At 44.0% G+C, this 16,295-nt stretch carries 12 protein-coding genes and 1 pseudogene; 8 read left to right on the top strand and 5 right to left on the bottom strand.

The genetic code is table 11. The annotated features are described in order from the left end of the window. Positions 1-347 precede the first annotated feature (347 nt). Both RMY32_RS13920 and gyrA read right to left on the bottom strand, forming a co-directional pair. On the bottom strand, positions 348-482 hold the full coding sequence (locus tag RMY32_RS13920) for a hypothetical protein (protein ID WP_322711918.1): 135 nt from the start codon (positions 480-482) through the stop codon (positions 348-350). Between the two features lie 9 nt (positions 483-491). After that, positions 492-3,065 (bottom strand): DNA topoisomerase (ATP-hydrolyzing) subunit A, encoded by a 2,574-nt coding sequence (gene gyrA, locus RMY32_RS13915; RefSeq protein WP_322711917.1) that lies wholly within the window; start codon positions 3,063-3,065, stop codon positions 492-494. A gap of 498 nt (positions 3,066-3,563) precedes the next feature. Between gyrA and RMY32_RS13910 the strand changes: the two genes are divergently transcribed. Next, a complete protein-coding gene (locus RMY32_RS13910) occupies positions 3,564-3,962 on the top strand; it encodes a response regulator (protein ID WP_069073372.1) in 399 nt (132 codons plus the stop codon). Positions 3,963-4,161: 199 nt separating this feature from the next. On the opposite strand, the gene RMY32_RS13905 is transcribed toward RMY32_RS13910, so the two are convergent. Then, entirely contained in the window at positions 4,162-5,055 is an 894-nt protein-coding gene (locus RMY32_RS13905; protein ID WP_322711916.1) for a tetratricopeptide repeat protein, read from the bottom strand. Positions 5,056-5,561: 506 nt separating this feature from the next. Between RMY32_RS13905 and RMY32_RS13900 the strand changes: the two genes are divergently transcribed. From RMY32_RS13900 to RMY32_RS13875, 6 genes are all read left to right on the top strand, one after another. Next, entirely contained in the window at positions 5,562-6,053 is a 492-nt protein-coding gene (locus RMY32_RS13900) for a hypothetical protein (RefSeq protein WP_322711915.1), read from the top strand. A 101-nt stretch (positions 6,054-6,154) separates the two neighbouring features. Next, the gene (locus RMY32_RS13895; RefSeq protein ID WP_322711920.1) at positions 6,155-7,771 is read left to right on the top strand and encodes an efflux RND transporter periplasmic adaptor subunit; all 1,617 of its coding nucleotides are present in this window, start codon (positions 6,155-6,157) and stop codon (positions 7,769-7,771) included. A gap of 181 nt (positions 7,772-7,952) precedes the next feature. After that, a complete protein-coding gene (locus RMY32_RS13890; RefSeq protein ID WP_409882956.1) occupies positions 7,953-9,233 on the top strand; it encodes an ABC transporter permease in 1,281 nt (426 codons plus the stop codon). A gap of 69 nt (positions 9,234-9,302) precedes the next feature. Next, positions 9,303-9,701, top strand: coding sequence for a four helix bundle protein (locus tag RMY32_RS13885; protein WP_322711914.1), 399 nt, complete (start codon positions 9,303-9,305; stop codon positions 9,699-9,701). Positions 9,702-9,740: 39 nt separating this feature from the next. Beyond that, entirely contained in the window at positions 9,741-10,412 is a 672-nt protein-coding gene (locus RMY32_RS13880) for an ABC transporter ATP-binding protein (RefSeq protein ID WP_322711913.1), read from the top strand. A gap of 115 nt (positions 10,413-10,527) precedes the next feature. Continuing rightward, positions 10,528-11,940 carry a TolC family protein gene (locus tag RMY32_RS13875; RefSeq protein ID WP_322711912.1) on the top strand — a complete coding sequence of 471 codons (1,413 nt, stop codon included), beginning with the start codon at positions 10,528-10,530 and terminating at the stop codon, positions 11,938-11,940. Positions 11,941-12,544: 604 nt separating this feature from the next. Here RMY32_RS13875 and RMY32_RS13870 read toward each other — a convergent pair. Both RMY32_RS13870 and RMY32_RS13865 read right to left on the bottom strand, forming a co-directional pair. Continuing rightward, a complete protein-coding gene (locus RMY32_RS13870; RefSeq protein ID WP_322711911.1) occupies positions 12,545-14,809 on the bottom strand; it encodes a cation:proton antiporter in 2,265 nt (754 codons plus the stop codon). A gap of 171 nt (positions 14,810-14,980) precedes the next feature. Beyond that, a complete protein-coding gene (locus RMY32_RS13865; protein ID WP_322711910.1) occupies positions 14,981-15,799 on the bottom strand; it encodes a class I SAM-dependent methyltransferase in 819 nt (272 codons plus the stop codon). 45 nt (positions 15,800-15,844) lie between these two features. Between RMY32_RS13865 and RMY32_RS13860 the strand changes: the two are divergent. Continuing rightward, positions 15,845-16,159 (top strand): annotated as a pseudogene (locus RMY32_RS13860) (SAM-dependent methyltransferase); the annotation flags it as partial. Positions 16,160-16,295 lie beyond the last annotated feature (136 nt).

The following is a 16,295-nucleotide window of genomic DNA, read 5'->3' as shown; positions in this document are numbered from 1 at the left end:
CAATAGGTCATCAGTGATAGCATAAATTGTAATTATTTCGTTTAACATTACCCCTCCTAATTTTTCCTCTGGAGGGGATTTTATTGCTTATGCAATGCCACCTGAACACCTGCAAGCATAACTAGCAACTTGGGTTAGTAGCAACAATTTGACTATCAACTTCAGCTACCCAAGCTAAAAACTCACCCGTCGGTATTTTTTCGCCAAGATATTTTCGAGTTGCTTCTGCTAGATTTGTGGTGTCATATCATGTCCGCTTGATTGCTTATTAAACCCGAAGAACCCCACCCCGCCAAAGCTGTGCTTTGTCTCCCCTCCCCGCTCTTCGGGAGGGGTTGGGGGTGGGGTTATTTTATTATGGGTAATTTGGCGGACATAATATCAGAGTCACCTTTAATATCGCCAACCTCTCGCAGGAGTTCGAGACGCAGTTGGATTAGCGCCTCTAAATCCTGCAAGTTGGCTTGTCGCAAATTGAACATCACTCTAATTTACGATCGCACTTCCGCCACGGTGATGATTTTTTCATCGCGGTTGAGTTGGAGGATGCTTTCACCTTTGACATCCCTACCTAAAAGCGGCACTGTTTCCACAGGTATGCGTACTACCCGCTCCTTATTCGTTACTAAAGCTATCTCGCCAGATGCGTTGGCGTAGCCCGCCGTACCACTTCGTGGAAGCAAGCTACGCGTAGCGTCTCCAAGAGTTGGCATCGCTATGACCATACCAGCTAAGTTGTCAGTTTTGCTAGCAAATTTCAGGGCTTGCGTGCCTAAATCACCGCGATTAGCCGCTCTTAACTGACTCGCAGCCATCCGCTTGGCATATCCTTCTTGAGTAACTAACAGCAGTTGGTCATCTTTACCGACAGTGACACAGCCAACCATTTGCTGATTTCTCAATAGTCGAAATGCTTGTAAACCCATCGCTGTGCGTCCCATGACCGGCAATTGTTCATCATTAACTGCAAAGCGCAAGATTCGCCCACCGGAACTAGCTAAAATCAGATGCTCTCCGGGAGCGGCGAATTGGGTAAATGACAATTCATCATCATCTTTGAGCTTCAAAATTGTAATTCCGCGCCGAGTCAGGTTAGTGAATTCTCCCAGAGATAGACGCTTAATTCTTCCCTGTTTTGTTAAGAGAATCATCTGCCTATTTTCGAGGTTTTCTGGGAGCAAAAAGCGGCTGACCACAGCTTCTTGAGCGCCTTGAGCAGTATTACTGAGCATAGTAATTAAAGGTTTTCCCCGTGGAGAACGCCCAGTAGTTGGGGGAATTTCTCCCACATTCACCGGATAGACTTTGCCACCACCAGTTAGTACTAGCAAGTCTTTCCCTGTGTCAGTCAACACAGTTTGGATAATAAAGTCATTATCGTGTAGACCATTTTCAGCTTTTGACTTTCTCCCAGATGGTTGGGTGCGGCGGACATAACCCCGTTGGGTAAATTCTAAAATTGCTTCCTCTACTGGTTCCGAAGATTTAAGTTCTTCCTCCTCTGACCCTCTGCTCCTGTGCCCCTCTGCTCCTGTGCCCTTCTGCTCCTCTGCCTTATACTTTTGCTCCTCTGCAATTTTCGTTCGCCGGGGATCGCTGTACTTGCGCTTAAGCGATCGCAAATCTTTTTTCAGCGCCTTCAATAATTCGCGGCGATCGCTCAATAATAGCTCCAACAATCTAATTTGTTGGCTTAACTGCTCAAATTCCTGCTGCAAATTTTCCTGTTCTAAACTGGTGAGGCGGCGCAACGGCATAGCCAAAATTGCATCTCCTTGTGCCTCACTCAAATCCAGTTGGCTACAAAGATTAATTTTTGCCGTACTTCCATCGGGAGCTTGGCGCAAAATTCTAATTACCTCATCCAAATTAGACAGCGCTTTCAGCAAACCTTCTACCAAATGCACGCGACTTTGGGCTTTATCCAACTCGTAATTGTAGCGACGGTTTAGCGTCTCTTCTCGGAATCTCAAAAATTCCTGCAACAGTTGACGCAAACTTAACTGGCGGGGTTGTCCATCGACTATTGCCAGCAGAATCGCCCCAAAAGTCATTTGTAAAGCAGTTTGCTGATATAAATGCTGGAGAACTTCTTGGGGATTGGTATCGCGTTTGAGTTCAATTACCACCCGCATCCCTTCGCGATCGCTCTCATCCCGAAGATCGGAAATTCCTTGCAAGCGTCCTTGATTTACTAAATCCGCTACCTTCTCAATCCAGGCAGCTTTATTCACTTGATAAGGCAATTCTGTAATAATAATTGCCGTCCGGCGCTTGCTTCCCCTCGCGGCGGGAATTTCCTCCAGAGTTGCAACTCCCCGCAGCAGAATTCCACCTTTACCTGTGCTGTATGCTTCCCGAATTCCCGCTTCACCAACTATTTCCCCACCAGTGGGAAAATCTGGCCCTGGAATTAGCTCAAATAATTTTTCATCTGGCAAATCTGGGTTGTCGATTAAAGCAATTAACCCATCGACAACTTCGCCCAAATTGTGAGGTGGTACATTTGTCGCCATTCCCACGGCAATACCAGAACAGCCATTGAGTAACAGAAACGGCAACTGAGCAGGTAACACCGTTGGTTCTTGCTGGGAATTATCGAAGTTACCGACAAATTCCACAGTTTCTTCACCAATTTCTGTCAGCATTCCCTCATGGCTGATGGGTGCAAGGCGCGTTTCTGTGTAGCGCATCGCCGCTGGCGGGTCATTATCGACGCTGCCAAAGTTACCATGTCCTGCTAGCAAGGGATAGCGGCTAGAAAAATCCTGCACTAGCCTGACTAAGGCATCGTAAACTGATTGGTCGCCGTGAGGATGGTATTTACCCAACACATCACCCACTACACGGGCACATTTTCGATAGGGTCTATCTGGTACCAAACCGAGTTCGTGCATTGCATACAAAATGCGCCGATGCACTGGTTTTAAGCCATCACGCACGTCTGGTAGCGCTCGCCCGACAATCACGCTCATGGCATATTCTAGATAAGACCGTTGCATCTCGGTATGCAGGGCTGTTGGAATTACCTGTCCCGTTGAGAGAAGGTTTAACTGTTTTGCCATGAGTTTTTTCCCTGAAATTTAACTACACAAAAGCCGATGGAACTCAACACTGCGGCAACCACAGCATAACGGATGAAATGAGATTCATAACAAAATTTTGATAGTCACAGAAGAAAAAGCAGTAGTATCATCCTTGATGACGAAGATGCACATTGACTATTAAAAAGGATGCACACGAGTATAATCTACATAAACTTAGTAGCCATGATACTTACCGAAGAAAAATTTATAATTCGGGAGACAGAATTCAAAATGGATTCTGTGGGACTGGATAGAAAATTGAGGTTTAGAGCAAGCGATTTTAACGCGCGTGTTCGCTCTTAGCGTCTCCCCTTGGGAGAAGAAAAAATTCTTTCCATGACTCTTACCCCTGACTTGAGTGTTGGGGTATTCTGAATTGTGAATTCTGTCTTCTGACTTCTTTTGATCATGATTGCAAATCTTTAATTTTGTATTCTGGAATTCTTGAATCTCCTCACCTCTATAACTAAAATTCTCATGAAAACTGTTTTAATTGTCGAAGACGATCTAATTAATGCTCGTGTTTTTTCCAAAATTTTGTCCAAGCGTGGTGGCTTGGGTGTAAAACACACTGAAAATGTCGAAGAAGTCATCAAAATTGCCCAATCAGGAGAAGCCGACCTGATTTTGATGGATGTTTCTCTCTCCAGAAGTGTTTACCAAGGCAAGTCTGTTGATGGAATTAAGATTACACAAATGTTAAAATCCGATCCAAAAACAGCAAACTTACCTGTGATTTTGGTGACAGCACATGCTATGGAAGGCGATCGCGAGAACTTTCTTAAGCAAAGTGGTGCTGATGGCTACATTTCTAAACCAGTTGTTGACCATCAACAGTTCGTTGACCAAATCATCGCACTTCTACCCACAGACTAACACTGAGAATTAACGACTTATTTTCAGGAATACTTGCTTGCCAATGTTTTTGGGCAACTAATTCCTGTATTTATTTAGTATAGATGTACTACGAAAAGGTACTGTTAGGCAAGTGGTAATAGGAGAATTAAGAGTTAAGAGTTATGAGTGAGCAGTTGAAATATTTAACTTTTAACTCCTAACTCCTAACTTCTAACTCCTATTGAGTCGGCTGTTTTCTAGGCGTAGGCGCTGATGATGAGTTTTCTCGTTGCTGTATGGCTGCTTGAATACGTGGTAATTCTAGGAATTTTTTCGTATCAGACAGTAGACGATCGCCCCAAAGATTTTCTTTGAGGAAATTCAAATTAGCATAGCGCGAATCGATACGGAGTGCAGTTTCTCCCAAGGTTAGTCCTTGTTGGCGATCACCTTTAGTATATAGTGCCACTGCCAAGGCCAATAAAGGTTCTGCCGCTTGTTTTTCAAGGGTTACAGCAGATTGCCATCGCTTAATTGCTTCGGCGACATTACCCTGCTCGTAGTTGATTAAACCAATATTGTTGAGCGCGGGCCAGAATTTTTTATCTTGGGAGACGGCTTTATCGTACTGGGCGATCGCATCTGGCAATTTGCCCAGCAAATAGTAAGCATTACCCAAATCAAATAATCCCTCTGGATCGTTGGGTTTTAACTTCAAACCATCTTGATAATTGACAACAGCAGCCTGGTAATTTTTCTGCTGAAAATTTGCTGAACCCAAAGCAAACAAAATATCACCATTTTTGGGGTTAAGAGATTGCGCTTTTTTCAGACTAGCGATCGCCCCATCAAACTCTTTGGATTGCAACTGCAATCCACCTAACAGCAACCACACTTTATCATTCCCAGGAGCGAGTTGACTAGCCAGCCGCGCTCGTGGCAAAGCTAAATCAACCTGTTGAAACTGAGCTAGTTGAGCCGCCTCTTGGGCCAAGCTCAACCCCTGTTTTTCTAACTTTGTCGCATCTAGTTGCAGTGTATGGGGTATTAATGCCTGCGCGTTAGCGGCTTTTGGCATACTCCATAAACTACAGACCATTAAAAGAGAAATCAAACGAACATGTTTAGGCACACTACCGCCTTTAAGCCACTAATCAAAGAATCTTTCAGCTAGCTTAAACGATCTGCGCTGTTGACGGTAGCAAAATCTTACAAAGAAAGGCAGGAGGCAGGAGCAGGAAGCAGGGGGAGCAGGGGGAGCAGGGAGATGAGGGAGTGAGGGAGTGAGCGAGTGAGGGAGTTAGGGGACAAGGAGATAAACAAAACTCCTAACTCTTAACTTTTAACTCCTAACTCCTAACTCCTAACTCCTAACTCAGCACTCAGCACTCAGCACTCCTAACGCCCAATGCCCCATACCCATTAAACAATTGATGACTTTGGTCATACATCAGTCTGGAATTACTAGTGACTTTGGTCATACATCAATTTGAATGTTTTGAATGATAATTATTATGTATGAATTTATACGATGAGGTAAATATTAAACACTTTGATATCAAAAAAAGCAATTGTCTAAGATTGCTTAATCCATACCTCAGCAGAATAGAACTTTAATGTAAATAAGGAGTTGATTCCATGTTAAAACCAAACCGGATATCAATTGTATTAGCTGCTGCTGCTTTGATCGTTGTTCCCACTCTCTTGACTGCACCTGCAAGTGCCCAGACGAAAGTCTACGTTAATGGCGATCGCGATCAAGATTGGAACCGCGACGGCAGATCCAATTCTAGAGAAGTCAGAAACTCTAGAGACAGGGAGAATTGGAACCGCGATCGCAGATCCTATCCTGTAGAAGTCAGAAACCCTAGAGATCGGGATAATTGGAATCGTGACAATCAATTTAATCGCAGAGTAGTCAGACTTGGTAATGGTGATATCAGATATCCCAATGGGCAAATTATTCCTGCTAGATCCGTAGTCAGACTGCGCGATCGAGGTTATTTCAGACTTCCTAACGGGGATATTCTTCTTCCCAATCAGGAAATTGTTCCTGCTGGGAGATTGGTGAGAGTGCATGATGATTACTTCAGACTTCCTAGCGGATTGGTACTGCAAATAAACCTTTAAAACACTAAAAACTCAAAATCATTGTCAGTATTAGGCTACCAGGCTATAGTTTTAGCCGTGAATAAATAGCTCGGTAGCCGTTCCTTATAGACAAAATGGATATGAAAGTTGATACACCAAATACCGTAGATTCCCCAGTTTTAGTTCCAGAGGTAAAGAAAAAAAAGAGCAGACGTAATTGGCTCTCTTGGCTAATAGCTCTTTGCCTTTTGGGTGGAATTGGCTATGCCGTTTATTACCAAGTAACGGTTGCTCCTCGTCAAGAAGCCAGACGCAGAGTGCTGACAAGACCTGTAGAAAGGCAGAGTTTAACAATTACAGTTTCAGCGAACGGAACGGTGAAACCTGAGCGATCAATCAACCTCAGCCCAAAAAATTCCGGCATCTTGAAAAGCCTGTTGGCGAAAGAAGGAGATATTGTCAAACAAGGACAGATTGTCGCTTACATGGATGATTCCAACCTCCGGGGACAACTTACCTCCGCTCAAGGACAATTGGCACAAGCCGAGGCGAATTTGCAAAAAGCGATCGCAGGTAATCGTCCTCAAGATATTGCCCAATCACAGGGAGCATTAGACGAAGCCCAAGCGAATCTGCAAAAAGCGATCGCAGGTAATCGCTCTCAAGATATTGCCCAAGCACAGGCACGCTTGCAAAGCGCTCAAGCCGCCCTTCGCCAAGCAGAAGATGATTTTGCTCGCAATCAGCAACTTTACAATGCAGGTGGTATTTCCCTTCAGACTCTCAACCAAAACCGCTCCAATCGCGACAGTGCCCAAGCGAATGTAAATGAAGCACAGCAAGCACTGGCTTTGCAAAAAGCCGGATCGCGTCCAGAAGACGTTGAGCAAGCACGAGCTGTGGTGAAGCAGAGACAGCAAGCTTTGGCACTTCTGAAAGCCGGAACGCGCCAAGAAGATATTAATGCCGCTCGTGCCCAAGTAACATCGGCTCGTGGTTCGCTGCAAAACATCCAAGCCGAAATCAATGACACGATTATTCGCGCCCCTTTTGATGGTGTGGTGACAAAGAAATATGCCGATCCCGGCGCTTTCGTGACACCGACAACTGCTAGTAGTGAAGTAGCTTCTTCTTCTTCTTCTTCAATCTTGGCTCTAGCTTCCACAAATGAAGTTGTCGCCAATTTAGCGGAAACAAATATTTCTAAAATCAGCCTTGGTCAAAAAGTCTCGATTAAAGCAGATGCCTACCCAGGAAAAACCTTTGAAGGTAAAGTCAGCCAAATTGCTGCCCAAGCAATAGTAGAGCAAAACGTCACCAGTTTTGAAGTGAGAGCATCACTTTCAGACCCTCAAAGACTACTGCGGTCTGGGATGAATGCGGAAGTAGATTTTCAAGTCGGTCAAGTTCAAAATGTTTTAGTAGTGCCAACAGCTTCAGTGGTTCGCCAAGAAAATGCTACAGGCGTATTTGTGCAAGGAAAAAATAACAGACCTGTGTTCACTCGCATTGAGACTGGCGTCACCGCGAATAACTTTACCGAAGTTAAGTCTGGATTGACAGGAGACGAAAGGGTGTTACTCAGTTTCCCGCCAGGATCGCGTCCGCAATCAACACCAAGAGGAGGAGTTTTCCCTGGTTTAGGTGGAGGCGGAGGAGCCGGCGGAGGCGGAAGAGGAGCAGGTGGCTCAGGAGGTCGTTCTCAAGGCGGTGGTTCTGCCGGTGGTGGTCGTTCTCAAGGCAGTGGTTCTCCTTAAAGTTAGTTTTGACAATAAAGAATTCAGGAGTAAGGAGCAAAGCCAAAGACGCTACGCCTTTGCTCAGAATTCAGTATGAATTCAAGTTTGACTGGCGGGTAAATATATGAGTTTAATTCCTCCACTAATTGATTCTGAATTCTGGATTCTCAATTCTGCATTCTTCTTTAAATAAAACATTATGTTTAAGATATTTAAGGGCTTTTATAAAGCGAAGAATACCCGCACAGTACCATTGCTGGAAATATTGACAATGGCAGCAGAGACTCTGTGGAGTAACAAATTACGCACAGGTCTAACTATGTTGGGCGTGATTATTGGGATTTCTTCAGTTATTGCCATTACTTCTGTCGGTCAGGGAGTACAAAAAGGAGTTGAGCAACAGATCCAAGCATTGGGTACAGATGTGATCCAAATTTTGGCGGGTGCGGCAAGAAGCGGAAATGTCCGTCAAGGAGTAGGTTCTAGCAGTACCTTGACCTGGGAAGATGCGAAAGCGATCGCTACACAAGCGCCATCAGCACAGCTGGTTTCTGCTTATCTCCAAAGGACTGCCCAAGTTGTCTATGCAGGACAGAACACCTCAACAACCATTTATGGCACTGATTTGAATTACCCAGAAATCAGAAATACTCACCCCCAACAAGGAAGATATTTTACCCAAGAAGAACTAGATACTGCCGCACAGCTTGCCATTCTTGGCCCCACAGTTCTAAAAACACTCTTTGCACAAGGCGTAAATCCGATCGGTGAGAGAATTCGGATTCAGGGAGAGGCTTATGAAGTAATTGGGGTGATGGAACCTAAAGGCGCTCAGGGGCCAATGGATCGAGATGACCAGATTTTTATTCCTCTAACTAGTATGTCGAAGAGACTAGTTGGGAACAATGCCCTGGTAGGCGTTTCTGTAAGTGGAATTCTAGTCAAAGGCGCGAATCAAGAGCAGTTAGAAGCCGCTCAGTTTCAAGTCACCAATCTCTTACGGCTGCGTCATAACATTTATCCGCCACAAGCTGATGATTTTCGGCTGACTAATCAAGCTGATATTGTTAGTACCTTTACTAGTATTGTGGGTTTATTTACAGTCATGGTGGTAGCGATCGCGGGAATTTCTCTGGTTGTTGGTGGCATTGGTATTGCTAACATTATGCTAGTTTCTGTGGTCGAGCGGACGCGGGAAATCGGGATTCGCAAAGCCGTAGGAGCAACCAATTCTGCCATACTTAATCAATTTTTAGCGGAAGCGATCGTGATTTCCATTGTCGGCGGAGGTATTGGGATGGTGACTGGCGTTTTATTAGCCTTTGTGGCTGCAAACGTTTTCAAATTCCCGTTTGTAATTTCTTTTTTGTCAATCGTTGCTGGCTTTGTACTCTCATTAACTGTTGGTTTAATCGCTGGGGTGATTCCAGCACGGAATGCATCTAAATTAGATCCAATCAATGCTTTGAGAAGCGACTAAGATTATGAGTGCTGAGTGCTGAGTGCTGAGTTATTTAGTGTCAATTTTTAAATTTGAGTAGTCAGTAGAATGAGTAAAGTTGAGCGTTTTGAAGATTTGATTGCTTGGCAAAAAGCAAGAATTCTTACTAAAGATATTTATCAGGTTACTCAGCAGGGTGCATTTGCTAGAGACTTTGGACTATCGGGACAAATACAAAGGGCAGCAGTATCTATCATGTCTAACATTGCTGAGGGTTTTGAAAGAAGTTATTTAGGAGAATTTCATCAGTTTCTTTCCATAGCCAAGTCATCTTGTGCAGAACTGCGTTCTCAACTTTATGTAGCTCTAGATGTTGGCTACCTCGATCAAGTCAAATTCAACCAACTTTTAAACCAAGCAGAAGAAGTGGGCAAAATTATTGGCGGTCTTCGCATCTCAGTTAGTAAACAAAAACATCAAAAAAACTCAGTCTCTACCACTAAATAAACTCTCATCACTCACTACTCACTACTCAGCACTCAATTTATGCCAACGATGATTTGGATGGAATCTATTACTAAAACTTACCACTTGGGAGAAGTCAGTGTTCCCATACTCAAGGGAATTCAACTCTCTATTGAAGAAGGGGAATACGTCTCAATTATGGGTGCATCAGGTTCGGGTAAATCCACGCTGATGAATATTTTGGGATGTCTGGATCGTCCGACAACTGGAGATTATATTTTTGAAGGCAGAAACCTTACGACTTTTGATGATGATGAATTAGCCTATATCCGCAACCAAAGGATAGGTTTTGTGTTCCAACAATTTAACCTATTGGCGCGGGCAACAGCATTGGAAAACGTCATGTTGCCAATGGTTTATGCCAATTTACCCAAGCCAAAACGCCGAGAAAGGGCATTAGAAGCCTTAGAAAAAGTAGGACTAGGGGGACGCATCGCTAACCGTCCTAGTCAACTCTCTGGCGGACAACAGCAACGAGTAGCGATCGCTCGTGCTTTGGTCAACCGACCTGCATTAGTTTTGGCAGATGAGCCAACAGGAGCTTTAGATACTGAAACTTCCCATGAGGTGATGAATTTACTGACTGAACTTAATGACCAAGGGATCACAATTGTGATTGTCACTCATGAACCTGATATCGCTGCTCAAACCAGAAGGATTATTCGAGTTCAAGATGGTTTGATTGTCGGCTAATTTGTTAAGATTAACCTTCTAAGGAGGAATTTAAGATTTAAACATCTTAGGTCAATCAGGATGAAAACTTTTAATTATATCCTCAAAAAACCTAATTAATGACTATATCTAGATTATGAATTTCAGCTTATTCTTCGTGCATTCTGCCTGGGTTCCTGTCGCGTTGGCGATTCTTCTTCCAAATGTAGTAAGTGCAGCAACTCCACTAAAAGCACAGAATTCTTCAAGCTCTGTACAAGTTCCCGATCGCCTCAACCCCAATCCCAACCCTCTGCAATTTCCAACTAAACCAGAGGAAGTAAGGATTCAGGGAACTGTGCCAATCAGTTTGGCACAAGCTTTGGAACTCGCAAAACGCAACAATCGAGACTTACAAGTAGCTATATTACAGCTAGAACGCAGTCGTTCGGCACTACGGGAATCTCAAGCTGCCTTATTTCCGACTCTGGGAATAAACAGTAGTGTGACTAATAGTGGTAATGGTTTTAGTAACAATTCATCTCAAGCCAGCACCTCTTTCAATGGTTCAGCCCAACTGAATTATAATCTCTATACTTCTGGCAACACGCTAGCGACTATCCGAGCCGCAGAGGAACAGCTACGGGTAGATGAATTAAATGTTGAAAGTCAGTCTTTGACAATTAGCTTAAATGCGACTACTCAATACTACGATTTGCAACAAGCAGATCAACAAGTAAGAATTAATCAGTCTGCTGTGATCAATGCCCAGGCTAGTTTGCGGGATACTCAAGCTAGAGAACAGGCTGGAGTGGGGACGCGGTTCGATGTGTTGCAAGCTCAGGTAAATTTAGCAAATGCCCAACAACTACTTACTAATGCGATCTCACAGCAGCAAATTGCCCGTCGTCAGCTTGCCACGTTGTTAAGTTTATCGCAGTCAGCTGAGATCAGTGCCTCAGATCCCGTACAATTAGCGGGTCTTTGGCAGCAGACGGTAGAACAAAGTATTGTCCAAGCATTTCAAAATCGTCCAGAGTTGCAACAGCAATTAGCACAACGTAACATTAGCGAGCAACAGCGACGACAGGCACTTTCACAACTAGGACCGCAAGTAAGTTTGGCAGGAAATTACAATCTGCTAGATCGGTATGATGATGGTGTCAGCCTTACTGATGGCTATTCAGTGGGACTTCAAGGAAATCTAACGGTGTTTGATGGGGGAGCAGCAAGAGCAAGGGCGGCTCAGTCGAGAGCTAATATTGCGATCGCAGAGACTCAATTTGCTAACCAGCGCGACCTAATTCGCTTTGATGTAGAACAGTACTATGCTCAATTGCAATCCAATTTAAATAATGTGCAGACTTCTAGTGTGGCTTTAAATCAAGCCAGGGAAGCTCTGAATTTAGCAAGATTGAGGTTTCAAGCTGGTGTGGGCACTCAAACAGAGGTAATTGATGCTGAAAATGACCTGACAAGAGCAGAAGGTAATCGAGTTGCAGCTATTTTGGATTACAATCGCGCTCTAGCTAATTTACAAAGATCGGTAACATCCAGAGCTTCGCGCTAAGATCAAATCATTAGACATTTGGTGAAATTAAATATGCGTTATCCAAAACCCTTGTAGAGACATAGCACTGCTACGTCTCTACATTCTTTTTTGCAATGTTTATGAAATAAAGAGACCTCTTGCAAAAGTGCTTTTTGCACAATGAGTGGGAAAAGGGACTCATCTTTATTGGGGAAAGGGAAAATACCAAACCTTTCCCCCTTTCCCCCGCCCCTTATCCCCTTCTTGGAACCCCACCCTCCCCTTATCCCCTTCTTGGGGCCCCACCTTCCCCTTTTCCCGACAAATGCCAAGAAGTCTAATGTATAGCTGTAGTCAGATATGTTATACCAATTCAATTAATGATTGCAACATATTCTTGGGTAAAGACGCGATGAATCGCGTCTCTACAAATGGTTTATTTGTCATATTCTTTTTTCCAATTAGTATTAGGACAGTGTTGATTGCTTAAAGCTTTAAAGCAACTGCGTTTATACTTAGTACTCAACACGGGCTAAACGCCTCGTTGACGCTAACAGCACTCAGCACTCAACACTTTTCTTTAGTGGTGGGGGTTGAGTTTTTTTGAGAACTCTCATTACTCATTACTCATTACTCAGCACTCTTAAGGTACAGTAATTACTGCTACTGGGCAATGAGCTTTACTCAGAATTGTATCGACTCTATGACCGAAGAAAACGCGACCCGTAACCATTCGGATACTACTCCCTAAAATAATTAGGTCAACTTCCTGAGTTTGGGCAAATTTGAGGATTTCCTTTTCTGGGCTGGTTCCTTGAAGAATATAGGTTTTGACATCAGCACCCAGATTGCGGGCAATTTCTGCTTGCTGTTCGAGCATATCATGAGCAATTTCTTTGACTGGAGCTAGCGATCGCTGTTCGTAAAGAATATACTCAACCTGTGGCAAATTAATTACGTTAACGATCATCACTAATGCCCCGGTTTGAGCTGCGATCGTACTTGCCATCTCTACAGCATTTTTACTATATTCTGTCCCCACCGTTGGCACCAAAATCTTGTTGATCTGTTGTTGAGGAATTTTGCATATCTCGCCTTTCGGTTGGGGTAGATGCGACTTTACTACCATCGTTGCACAAGGTGCTTCTTGGACAACCCGATCGACAAGCAAATTGAACAACGCTTTCTGGGGGCGGATCTGTTCCGAAGCTCCTAATACAATCAAGTCATAGTTTTTGTTTGCTTCATTCAAAATTACCTCCGCTTTATTACGCCCCGACTCCGTTTTTGTTTGCAGGGTGGTATCAGCAGGTAGCTGCATTTCCTCAGTAACAGCAGTCAGAGCAAGGTCTGCGGCAGTATCTTTAACCTGGGTTGCCTCTATCCGGCGGGCTTTGCTTTGAGGTTGCTTATCACTCAGAGCATATAAAGATGTAACTTCTATCGAGTTTTGGTGAGCCATGTAACCGACTAGTTGCGCCGCCAGTTGGATGTTAGGGCCACCACTAGTAGGTATTAAGATACGGTGAATCTGCTTGATAAAGCTGCGACTATCCTGTTCTTCTTGTTCCAAACGTCGAGCTTCCTCTTCACCCATAACCACCTTCGACAAACACCAGCGCAGCAGGGGTGGAGCCATTAAAGAAGTGACGATCGCTACCATGACAATAATCGAGTACATCTGGGGATTCAGCACTCCCAAAGATAAACCAATGGTGGCAACGACAATTTCCATCGCCCCGCGAGCATTCATCCCGGAACCCATCGCCAAACCTTCCCAATGACTCAAGCCGCCCGCACGAGAACCAAGGTAAGCACCTGTAAATTTGCCCACACAGGCAACAACGAGAACAATTAAACCAAATAGCAACGTCTGTGGGACTAACAGAGCTAGCAAATTAACTTTCAAGCCGGCTGAAGCAAAGAAAATTGGCGCTAGAAAGCTTGCTGTGAAGACTTCTAACATATGCCCAGCTTCATTGCTAAAGCGGCGGGATTGACCTGCTAGAATCCCCAGCACGAAAGCACCTAATGCTGCTTCTAGACCTAATGCGTGGGTAAGTGCCGCGGCCGAGAGCGCAAGAATCAGCACAACCGACATACTCGCGGCAATTCCACCAACATAATCATCAACCCACCGTAATATCTGGTCTACAATGGTACGCCCAATTGTAAAAGCGATCGCTAAAAATAATATGGCCGCGCTTACAGAATGGAAAATTGTCCCAAAGTCAAATTTGCCGCTACTAGCTAAACCTGAAACCACAGAAAGTAAAATCCAGCCGATGGTGTCGTCAGTCATGCCAGCAGCTAAGGTAACTTGACCAATGTCACGGCGAATCAGGTTTAAGTCCATCAGCACCTTCGCAATCACTGGTACTGCTGAAATACTCATTGCTGTGGCGATAAATAGACTAAATACCAATCGCTTTTCTGGGTCGGCTAAAAAACTATCTGGCAATAGCCAGCCCAATCCAAATCCGGTGATAAACGGGACAATAATTCCGCCCAGTGAAATCAACAGAGCCGTTTTACCCTTACGCAGAATCAGCTTGAGATCCGTCTCTAACCCAGTCACAATCAGCAAAAATAACACGCCTAACCAAGAAATCACCGAAAGTAAATTAGACTGTTCTTGACTTTTGGGAAAGATATGCGCCTGTAAATCTGGAAGAAGCAAACCAAATAAAGAAGGGCCAAGCAGCACACCCGCCAGTAATTCTCCAACAACAGGCGGTAGGTTAATCCGGCGCATCAACTCACCTAATCCCCGCGCTACGAGAAGCAATAGTGACAGTTGCACTAGCACCAACAGCAGCTCGTGATGACCAAGAGGTTTAATTAAACCGTCACCTGCTGCTTTCTGGGCAGCGAGTACAGGCACTAATATTAGGGACAGGTTTTGCATATAAGCGTCCAAAGGTTGGATTACAAATTTTTAAGGGGCTGCTACAAGTAAATCTGAAAATATTTACTTCTACATCGGTCTAGGAGATTAAACTGTGATTGTTATTATTAATCGCAAGAATATCATGTGCGATCGCCCTCATGTGTCAGTTCAGCAGCAAAGCCGATCGAGTTATTTTCGAGCGCGAACAAAGAACTTTGTAGTGTCTATCCAAAGACCTTGAGCGGTTGCTAGTTTCTCAATTTCTGCTTTGTACTCAACTTGCAACTGATTTAATTGTTCTTGTGATAATTTTGACAATAACGGATTACCTTTAAAATTTATATTAATTACTGTCCAAGATAATTTGTTATCCCTAAGAGGGTGGTAACGTCCTGATGGTTCGATCTTAATTTCGATATCTCTAAAACCTGCCTGATTGAGCAAATTCCGACATTTTTCTGGAGTCCCCAGTGGTTCAAGAATATGTGGTAATGATTCGCCTAAAACTTTAGTGCAGATCCTCTGCTGAAGAGATGCCATATAAGTAGTTTCCGGAGGACAGGTAAATGCCACATACCCTCCTGTTTTTAATAAACGATACCACTTTTGCAAGGTAGTAAGTATATCAGGAAAAAGTACAATTGCCTCACAGCAAAAGACAGCATCAAAACTACGATCGCTAAAGTTTAAATATTCTGCATCCGCCTCAATCAACTCGATATTTTGTAATTTTGCTGCTGCAATTTTAAGTCTTGCTTGATGCAACATTCCAGGGGTCATGTCAATCCCAATCACGTAGCCCTCTGAACCAACTTTTTGGGTTGCGGGTATCGCAACTAAACCCGTTCCAGTCGCCACATCAAGGATTTTCTGTCCCGAATGTAGGGGAACAAATTCAAGTAAAATTTTGGCTTCTAAAGGATGGCGAGTACCTTCTTCATGGTCATAAGTCGTTCTACTACCATAAAATTCTTTTAATTGCTGCTTATAGCTATCCCGATCGGTCATAACCAAATGTCAAATTTTATCCACTTTATAGTAACTTTTATTGTGATGTTGAGTTGCTTGCTGCTGAACCCAACCCTGACAGTACAAGCTGCGTCTTCATCTACCACTGTTTACGAACAGCGTTTTATCCATAGTCCAGATGGTATCGGCAAATACTACATGGGGCGCGAAATTGCCCAAGTTATGGGATACACTGGCGCTGGCTGGCTAGAACGTCCCAGCCGAGAGCGAGAAGAACAGCCAAGTAAGGTAGTCAGCCTCCTCAATCTCAAACCTAATGATGTGGTGGCGGATATTGGCGCTGGTACAGGTTACTTAAGCTTTCGCATCGCGCCGTTATTAACAACAGGTAAGGTGTTATACCAATTTAATGTGAAGTTACACATATCTAGATCCCCCTAAATCCCCCTTTTTAAGGGGGACTTTGATATGTTTTTCTGGTTCCTCCCTTTATAAGGGGGGCTAGGGGGGATCGAATTCTATGCAGCTTTATAAA

This window comes from Nostoc sp. ChiSLP03a, from assembly GCF_034531215.2.
Classification (GTDB): Bacteria; Cyanobacteriota; Cyanobacteriia; order Cyanobacteriales; family Nostocaceae; genus Nostoc.
This window is presented reverse-complemented; position numbering and strand designations above follow the sequence as displayed.

Bases quoted from the DNA above. Each gene is read 5' to 3' on its own strand.
- RMY32_RS13885 (WP_322711914.1), top strand. From the start codon at position 9,303: ATGAGTAAAGTTGAGCGTTTTGAAGATTTGATTGCTTGGCAAAAAGCA.
- RMY32_RS13875 (WP_322711912.1), top strand. From the start codon at position 10,528: ATGAATTTCAGCTTATTCTTCGTGCATTCTGCCTGGGTTCCTGTCGCG.
- RMY32_RS13890 (WP_409882956.1), top strand. From the start codon at position 7,953: ATGTTTAAGATATTTAAGGGCTTTTATAAAGCGAAGAATACCCGCACA.
- RMY32_RS13880 (WP_322711913.1), top strand. From the start codon at position 9,741: ATGCCAACGATGATTTGGATGGAATCTATTACTAAAACTTACCACTTG.
- RMY32_RS13920 (WP_322711918.1), bottom strand. From the start codon at position 482: ATGTTCAATTTGCGACAAGCCAACTTGCAGGATTTAGAGGCGCTAATC.
- RMY32_RS13895 (WP_322711920.1), top strand. From the start codon at position 6,155: ATGAAAGTTGATACACCAAATACCGTAGATTCCCCAGTTTTAGTTCCA.
- RMY32_RS13870 (WP_322711911.1), bottom strand. From the start codon at position 14,809: ATGCAAAACCTGTCCCTAATATTAGTGCCTGTACTCGCTGCCCAGAAA.
- gyrA (WP_322711917.1), bottom strand. From the start codon at position 3,065: ATGGCAAAACAGTTAAACCTTCTCTCAACGGGACAGGTAATTCCAACA.
- RMY32_RS13910 (WP_069073372.1), top strand. From the start codon at position 3,564: ATGAAAACTGTTTTAATTGTCGAAGACGATCTAATTAATGCTCGTGTT.
- RMY32_RS13865 (WP_322711910.1), bottom strand. From the start codon at position 15,799: ATGACCGATCGGGATAGCTATAAGCAGCAATTAAAAGAATTTTATGGT.
- RMY32_RS13900 (WP_322711915.1), top strand. From the start codon at position 5,562: ATGTTAAAACCAAACCGGATATCAATTGTATTAGCTGCTGCTGCTTTG.